Genomic DNA, 7,723 nt, shown 5'->3' with positions numbered 1-7,723 from the left:
GCCCCTGCTCATCCACCGGCACCGGCAGCACGGCGGACGGGGCGGCAGGCATGGTCGGGCTCCTTGATCGGTGGCTGTTGCTAGGTGTCGTTGCGCCAGTGTCTTCCCGGATGGCCTTAGCATTGATACCAATTCATCCAGATCCATAAGACCAATGAGCAAACCGCGCCTGTGGTTGCAGCTGTTTGAACGCCAGGCCGGCCAGGGCCTGGGCCGGCGCGAGCAGCTCTGCGCCAGCCTGCGCGCGGCCATGCGCGCGGGCGAGCTGGGGCTGGACGAGCGCCTGCCCGCCAGCCGGGTGCTGGCGGCCGATCTGGGGCTGTCGCGTGTCACCGTCGAGGCCGCCTACGGGCAGCTCGAGGCCGAGGGCTATCTGAAGCGTGCGGTCGGGCGCGGCAGCTTTGTGGCGGTCTCGCTGGCGCGCGCGCCGCAGCGCAAGCAGGCGCCCGCGCCGGCCCTGGGCCCGGGGCTGTCGCGCCGCGGCCGGCGTGTGGCCGAGGGCGGCGGCTGCATGGATCCGCTGCGGCCGCTGCCCTTCGCCGCCGGCAGCCCCGATCTGCGCGCCTTTCCCATCGCCCTGTGGCGGCAGCTGAGCAACAAGCGGTTGCGCGCCGAGCCCGGCCTGCTGGGCTATGGCGACCCGCAGGGCCACGAGGGCCTGCGCGCCGCCATCGCCGACCATCTGAACCAGTCACGCGGCCTGCGCTGCCGCGCCGAGCAGGTGCTGGTGCTCACCAGCTCGCAGCAGGCCCTGCAATTGCTGGCCGGCATGCTGCTGGACGAGGGCGACACGCTCTGGATGGAAGAACCCGGCTACCGCGGCGCGCGCACCGCCTTCGCCGCCGCCGGCGCCGCCGTGCTGCCGGTGCCGGTGGATGAGCAGGGGCTGCGGCCCGATGCCGCGCTGCCGGCGCCGCGCCTGATCTACCTGACGCCCTCGCACCAATACCCCTGCGGCATGGCGCTGAGCCTGCCGCGGCGCCTCGCCCTGTTGGCCCTGGCGCGGCGCGAAAACGCCTGGATCGTCGAGGACGACTACGACAGCGAATTCCATTACGAGGGCCGGCCCACGCCCGCGCTGCAGGGGCTGGACGAGCATGGCCGGGTGATCTACCTGGGCACCTTCTCCAAGGCCTTGTTCCCCTCGCTGCGCCTGGCCTATATGGTGCTGCCCGAGGCCCTGGTGGCGCCGCTGGTGACGGCGCGCAACATCCACGACGGCCACAGCGCCCAGCTGGCCCAGGCCGTCACCGCCGACTTCATCCGCCAGGGCCATCTGGCCGCGCATCTGCGCCTGATGCGCCAGCTCTACCGCCAGCGCCGCGAGCGGCTGCTACAGGCCTGCCAGCAACACCTGGCGCCCTGGCTGCGCCCCCAGCCCAGCGCCGGCGGCCTGCAGCTGGCGGCCCTGCTGCCCGCCGGCGAGGAAGCGCGCTGGACGCGCGCCGCCGCCGCGCTGGGCGTGCTGACGCCCAGCCTGCGCGCCCTCTACGCCGGGCCGGCCACGCAGGACGGCTGGCTGCTCGGCTACGCGGCGCTGACGCCGGATGAGATCATCGCTGCCGTACGGCAATTGGCCCGCATCCGCCCGCTATGACCATCACCCTCTACCACTGCCTCAGCGCGCGCTCCTTCCGCCCCTTGTGGGCGCTGGAAGAATTGGGCCTGCGCTACGAGCTCAAGCTGCTGCCCTTCCCGCCGCGTGCGCACCACAAGCCCTTCTTCGAGCAGAACCCGCTGGGCACCGTGCCCCTGCTGGTGGATGGCGCCACGCGCATCAGCGAATCGGCCGCCAGCTGCCAGTACCTGGCGGCAAGACATGACCCCGGCGGCCTCGACGTGAGCCCCGGCGAGCCCGACTACGGCGCCTACCTCAACTACCTGCACTTCGGCGAGGCCACGCTGACCTTCCCGCAGACCCTGGTGCTGCGCTACCGCTTTTTCGAGCCGCCCGAGCGCCGCCAGCCGCAGGTGGCCGACGACTACGCCAAATGGTTTCTGGCGCGCCTGCGCACGCTGGAGCCGCGCCTGGCCGAGCAAGAGCATCTCTGTGCCGGGCGCTTCAGCGCCGCCGACATCTCGGTCGGCTACGCGCTGCTGCTGGCCCAGCATCTGGGCATGGCCGAGCAGTTCACGCCGATGGTGGCGGCCTACTGGCAACGCCTGCAGGCCCGCCCGGCCTACCAGCGCGCCCAGGCGCTGCAGTTCGAGGCCGCTGCGGCGCAGGGCGTGCCGCTGATTGCGGCGCCGGATCTCCGGCCCTGACATGGCTTTGGGCAGGGTCATCAGCGCTGCGCCATACTGCGGCGCTTCAACTGCCACCGAGCGTCCGCCATGAAACACTGGATCCTGCCCCTGCTCACCTCAGCGCTGCTGGCCGCCGCCCCCGCCCATGCGGACGAGGCCCAGGACGCTGCATTGAAGGCCGCCATTGCGGCGCCGCACCGCACGCCCGCCAACGTGGCCCGCGACGGCTGGCGCCATCCCTACGAGACCCTCAGCTTCTTCGGCCTCAAGCCCACGCAGACGGTGGTCGAGCTCACGCCGGGCGGCGGCTGGTACACCGAGATCCTGGCCCCCTATCTGCGCGAGCGCGGCCAGCTGATCCTGGGCGCTGACGACCCCGCCTCCAGCAGTGCCTACTCGCAACGCAGCGCCGCGCGCCTGCAACAGAAGCTGGCCGCCCTGCCCTCGGTATACGACAAAGTCCAGGTCGGGGTGTTCGACGCCGAGGCCGGCAAGCTGCAATACGCCAAGCCCGGCAGCGCCGATCTGGTGCTGACCTTCCGCAATGCCCACAACTGGGCCGCGCTGGGCGAGGCGCAGACGCAGGCGGTCTTCAAGAGCGCCTTCGACGCGCTCAAGCCGGGCGGCGTGCTGGGCCTGGTGGACCACCGCCTGCCGGCCGATCGCGTGCAGGATGCCAAGGCCAGCAGCGGTTATCTGCACCAGGCCTGGGTGGTGCGCATGGCCGAGAGCGCCGGCTTCAAGCTGCTGGCCAGCTCGGAGATCAACGCCAACCCCAAGGACAAGGCCGATCACCCGAACGGCGTCTGGGCCCTGCCGCCCACCTATGCCAACAAGGACCAGGAGCGAGCGCGTTATGAGGCGATCGGCGAGAGCGACCGCATGACGCTGAAGTTCGCCAAGCCCTGAGTCTAAGATGCGGCCATGCATGCCATGCCGCTTCGCAGCGCCGCCGCATTGATTGCGCTGAGCCTGGCCGCCGCCGGTGCGCAGGCGGGCTGCGCCAAGGCCTACACGGTGGGCGTCTCGGCGCTGGGCTACAGCGCCTTCCTGCACGACAAGCAATGGCGCGGCGTGGTGCCCGATCTGGTGCAGGCGCTGGAGGTGCGCAGCGGCTGCCGCCTCGTGCTGGAAGCGCGCCCGCGGGCGCGCGTGATGCTGGAGTTCGGCCGCGGCGCGCTCGACATCGTCACCTCCTCGCAGCCCACGCCCGAGCGCGACCAGATCGGCCAATACCTGCCCTATGCCTATACCGAGCTGGACCTGGTGGTGGGCGCCGGCCTGCGCCAGCAGATCCGCTCGGCGGCGGACTTCATGGCCCTGGAGGGCCCGACGCTGGGCCTGGTGCGCGGCATCTTCATGGGCGCCGAGCTGGAGGCCTGGGCCGCCGCCCTGCAGCTGGCCAAGCGGGTGGAATGGGCCGCCGACTTCGAGAACCTCGCCACGCGCCTGAACGCCGGCCGCATCCAGGCCGCCATCGTGCCCTCGGCCATCCACGCCAAGCTGTTTGCCGAGGGCCAGATGCAGGCGGGCAGCTATGTGGTGGACCTGCCCGAGGCCGAGCCGGTGCCCATCGGTCTCTACCTGAACCGCCAGACCGTCGGCGAGGCCGACCAGCAGCTGCTGCAGCATCATCTGCAGCAGCTCGTGGGCGAAGGCCAGGTGGAGCAGATCTACACGCGCTACCTCGGCCCGGCGCTGACGCAGCGCCTCTTCAAGCTGCGCGCGCGCCCGAAACCCTGAGCCGGCTTGTTTGAGTTGGCGCAGACACCGTGCCGCCCTGCATGCTTCAATGCCACCGGGAGGCCCCCGCCATGCCAGATCCGCAAGCAGATGCCCGCCAGGCCGCGCTGGAGCTGTACGAACGCCGCGCGGGCCGTTACGACCTGGAGCTGGCCGCCTTCGGCGCGCTGCGCCAGGAGGCGGTGCAGGCCCTGCGGCTGCAGCCCGGCGAGACCGTGCTGGACCTGGGTTGCGGCACCGGCCTGAGCCTGCCGGCGCTGCGCGCCGGCGTGGGCGCGCGCGGCCTGGTGCTGGGCGTGGAGCAAAGCCCGGCCATGCTGGCGCAGGCTCAGGCACGCGTGAAGGCGGGGCATTGGCGCAATGTGCGGCTGCAGGGCTGCGCGGTGGCACAGGCGCGCCTGCCGCGCCAGGCCGATGCCGCGCTGTTCTTCTTCACCCACGACATCCAGCAGCAGGAGGCGGCGCTGGCGCGCGTCTGCGGCCATCTGCGGCCGGGCGCGCGCGTGGTGGCGGTGGGGCTCAGCTGGGCGCCGCCCTGGCTGGCCATCAGCAATCTGTTCGTGCTGGGCGCGGCGCTCTACTCGATCCGCGCGCCCGGCTATCTCACCAGTCTGGGCCAGCCCTGGCGGCTGCTGGCGGCAAGGCTCGCCAGCCACCGCGTCGAGAAGCGCTGGCTGGACAGCATCTACCTGCTGCAGGGCCAAGCCTAGGGCACGATCGCCAGGAACAGGAACACCGCGAACACCACCAGGTGCACGGCGCCCTGCAGCACGGTGGCGCGGCCGCCGCCCAGGGTCAGCGTGCCCACCACGAAGCTCAGCGCCAGCAGCACCATATTGGTGGGCGTCAGCCCCAGCTGCAGGGGCTGGGGCAGGAACAGCGAGAGCACCGCCACGGCCGGGATGGTCAGGCCGATGCTGGCCAGGCCCGAGCCCAGCGCCAGGTTGATGCTGGTCTGCAGCCGGTTGTGCAGGGCCGCACGCACCGCCGCCACCGTCTCGGGCAGCAGCACCAGCATCGCCACGATCACGCCCACCAGCGAGGTGGGTGCGCCGGCCGCGTGCACCAGCGCCTCGATGCTGGGTGCCAGCAGCTTGGCCAGGCCCACCACCCCCACCAGGCACAGCAGCAGCAGGCCCAGGCTGAGCCAGGCCACCGCGCTGCTGGGCGGCTCGGCATGGGCCTCGGCGTCGGCGCCGCTCTCGGGCAGGAAGTAGTCGCGGTGGCGCACCGTCTGCACGAACACGAAGGCGCCGTACAGCACCAGCGAGACCACGCCCGCGAACATCAGCTGTGCGCGCGAGAAGGTGGGCCCGGCGCTGCTGGTGGTGAAGGTGGGCAGCACCAGGGTCAGGGTGGCCAGCGCGGCCAGCACCGCCAGCGTCGGGCTGGTGCCCTGCACCCGGAACGCCAGTTCGCGGTAGCGCCAGCCGCCGGCCAGGATGCACAGGCCCAGCACGCCGTTGCAGACGATCATGATGGCCGAGAACACGGTGTCGCGCGCCAGGCCGCTGGCCGCGGGGCCGCCGGCCAGCATCAGCGAGACGATCAGCGCCACCTCGATGACGGTCACCGCCACCGCCAGCACCAGCGAGCCATAGGGCTCGCCGACGCGGTGCGCCACCACCTCGGCATGGTGCACCGCGGCCAGCACGGCGGCGATCAGCAGCGCGGCCACCAGCGCCAGCAGGGCCGTGCCCAGCGTGGCCGTGCCCAGCCCGGCCAGGGCCAGGGCGGCGGTCAAGGGAGCGGCCAGGGTCCAGAGCGGCAGCGCGGCCGGCAAGCGGGAAAGAAGCGAGGGCTTGGGCATGGCGGCGAGCATAGCTTGCGGCTAGGATCGCAGCCGCCATGCCACCTACCGATCCGCGCATCGACGCCTATATCGAGCGGGCCGCGGCCTTCGCCCAGCCCCTGCTGGCCGACTGGCGCGCCCTCGTGCACCAGGGCTGTCCCGAGGTCGAGGAGACCATCAAATGGGGCATGCCGCATTTCGTGCACCGCGGCAAGATCCTCGCCAATATGGCGGCCTTCAAGGCGCATTGCAGCTTCGGCTTCTGGCATGGCGAGGCGGTGGCGCAGCAGGGCAAGAGCGGCGCGGCGATGGGCCAGCTGGGGCGCGTCACCGGCGCGCAAGACCTGCCCCCGCGCGCCGAGCTGGCGGCCATGGTGGCGCGCGCCCGCGCGCTCATCGAGGCCGGCGTGAAGCCGGCGCGCGCGACCCGCCCGGCCGCGAAGAAGCCGCCCCCCGAACTGCCGGCGGAGCTGGCCGCCGCGCTGGCCGGCGATGCCGGCGCACGGGCCTTCTTCAGCACCCTGGCGCCCAGCCATCAGCGCGAGTATGTGGACTGGATCGGCGAGGCCAAGCGGCCGGAGACACGCGCCAAGCGCCTGGCCCAGACGCTGCAATGGCTGGCCGAGGGCAAGCGGCGCAACTGGAAATACGAGAACTGCTAGGAGGCTGTCGGGCTTTGGGATGGACTCGCGCCAATGCGAGTTGCCTGGCCAGCCTAGGCGGCGGTGCCGCCGTGGGGTCGCCCCCCACCAGGCGCCGGCAACGACGGATGGGCGGGCAAATCGCTTTGGCCCTGCGGGTTGGGACGCCTTGGGGGCGCATGCGGCGTTGCAAATGCTCGCCGGATGTCCAATCCGGCTGCGCTTTGCGCCTTGCCTGCGCCCCCAAGGTGTCCCAACGCGAGCCCATCCCAAAGCCCGACAGCCTCCTAGGGCCGCTTTCAGGGCCGTCTTGGCGGCGGGCGCCACAGGTCCAGCACCGGCGAGGGCGGCGTCACCGAGGCGTCGTAGGGGTGCGAGCGCTGGCCGTTGATGGAGGCGATGATGCGGCGCACATAGAGCCGCGTCTCGGCATACGGCGGCACGCCGCGGTAGCGCTCCACCGCGCGCTCGCCGGCGTTGTAGGCCGCCAGCGCCAGCGTCAGGTCGCCCTCGAAATAGGCCAGCAGCCAGCGCAGATAGGCCATGCCGCCGCGGATGTTCTGCACCGGGTCGGTGATGCGGCCGACCTTGAAGCGCGCCGCCGTGTCCGGGATCAGCTGCATCAGGCCCTGCGCCCCCTTGGGCGAGGCAGCGAGCGGATCGAAGTTGGACTCGGTGGCCATCACCGCCAGCACCAGGTGCGGCGCCAGCTTGTAGTCGGGCGCCACCAGCTTGACGAAGTTGACGATGGTCTCGGGCGCGTTCTTGGGCGGCGGCGGCGGTGGCGGCAGCGCCCAGGCGCCGGGCTTGCCGCCCTTGGGCGCGGCCACGACGGTGGGCTGCGGATCGGTGTCGGGCGGGCGCAGGCATTCGGGCGGCGCGCCGCGCGGCTCGCCCATCGAGGCCGCCATGTTCTTGGCCTGCTCCAGCCCCTGCTCGGCCGCGGCGTTGAAGAGGTGTGCGGCCTGGGCATCGTCGCGCGCGATGCCGCGCGCATGCACCAGCATCCAGGCCAGGTTGTACTGCGCCACCGGATCGCCATAGCGGGCCGCGCGGCAGTAGAGCTGGGCCGCGGCCACCGGGTCGCGCGGCACGCCGTCGCCATGCTCCAGCGCCTCGCCCTCCTGGCGCCAGCGCTCCACCTGGGCCGGCACCACCGGCCCGCGCTCGGGCGGCGGGGTGCTGGGGCGCGGCAGGTTCTCCAGGCTCAGGCCGGGGATCTGGGCACAGGCGTTGCCCATCAGCAGGGCAAGCAGAACGGGGGCGAAGCGCATCGCGCGGCAGTGTAGCGGGCGCCTCG

General features: G+C 72.2%; 8 protein-coding genes. 6 read left to right on the top strand and 2 right to left on the bottom strand.

Annotated features, from left to right (window positions below):
- Positions 1–154: 154 nt before the first annotated feature.
- From pdxR to AC3WQY_RS22500, 5 genes are all read left to right on the top strand, one after another.
- Complete coding sequence (gene pdxR / locus AC3WQY_RS22520) at positions 155–1,597, top strand: MocR-like pyridoxine biosynthesis transcription factor PdxR (protein WP_285233862.1); 1,443 nt, start codon at positions 155–157, stop codon at positions 1,595–1,597.
- Complete coding sequence (locus AC3WQY_RS22515; RefSeq protein WP_285233863.1) at positions 1,594–2,265, top strand: glutathione S-transferase family protein; 672 nt, start codon at positions 1,594–1,596, stop codon at positions 2,263–2,265. The genes pdxR and AC3WQY_RS22515 overlap by 4 nt, the downstream gene beginning before the upstream one ends.
- 69 nt (positions 2,266–2,334) lie before the next feature.
- Positions 2,335–3,156 (top strand): class I SAM-dependent methyltransferase, encoded by an 822-nt coding sequence (locus AC3WQY_RS22510; RefSeq protein ID WP_492710776.1) that lies wholly within the window; start codon positions 2,335–2,337, stop codon positions 3,154–3,156.
- A 15-nt stretch (positions 3,157–3,171) separates the two neighbouring features.
- The gene (locus AC3WQY_RS22505) at positions 3,172–3,990 is read left to right on the top strand and encodes a transporter substrate-binding domain-containing protein (RefSeq protein WP_285233865.1); all 819 of its coding nucleotides are present in this window, start codon (positions 3,172–3,174) and stop codon (positions 3,988–3,990) included.
- Between the two features lie 71 nt (positions 3,991–4,061).
- A complete protein-coding gene (locus AC3WQY_RS22500) occupies positions 4,062–4,700 on the top strand; it encodes a class I SAM-dependent methyltransferase (protein ID WP_285233866.1) in 639 nt (212 codons plus the stop codon).
- Here AC3WQY_RS22500 and AC3WQY_RS22495 read toward each other — a convergent pair.
- On the bottom strand, positions 4,697–5,800 hold the full coding sequence (locus tag AC3WQY_RS22495; RefSeq protein ID WP_285233867.1) for a calcium:cation antiporter: 1,104 nt from the start codon (positions 5,798–5,800) through the stop codon (positions 4,697–4,699). The genes AC3WQY_RS22500 and AC3WQY_RS22495 overlap by 4 nt on opposite strands.
- Before the next feature lie 38 nt (positions 5,801–5,838).
- Here AC3WQY_RS22495 and AC3WQY_RS22490 point away from each other — a divergent pair, with 38 nt between their 5' ends.
- On the top strand, positions 5,839–6,444 hold the full coding sequence (locus AC3WQY_RS22490; protein ID WP_492710775.1) for a YdeI/OmpD-associated family protein: 606 nt from the start codon (positions 5,839–5,841) through the stop codon (positions 6,442–6,444).
- Between the two features lie 278 nt (positions 6,445–6,722).
- Here AC3WQY_RS22490 and AC3WQY_RS22485 read toward each other — a convergent pair whose 3' ends face one another.
- Positions 6,723–7,697 carry a transglycosylase SLT domain-containing protein gene (locus AC3WQY_RS22485; protein ID WP_492710774.1) on the bottom strand — a complete coding sequence of 325 codons (975 nt, stop codon included), beginning with the start codon at positions 7,695–7,697 and terminating at the stop codon, positions 6,723–6,725.
- Between the last annotated feature and the right edge of the window lie 26 nt (positions 7,698–7,723).

The organism is Roseateles sp. FW301-B2 (assembly GCF_058788955.1).
Note: the sequence above shows the minus strand (reverse complement) of the source record. Positions and strands in the feature narration are given on the sequence as shown.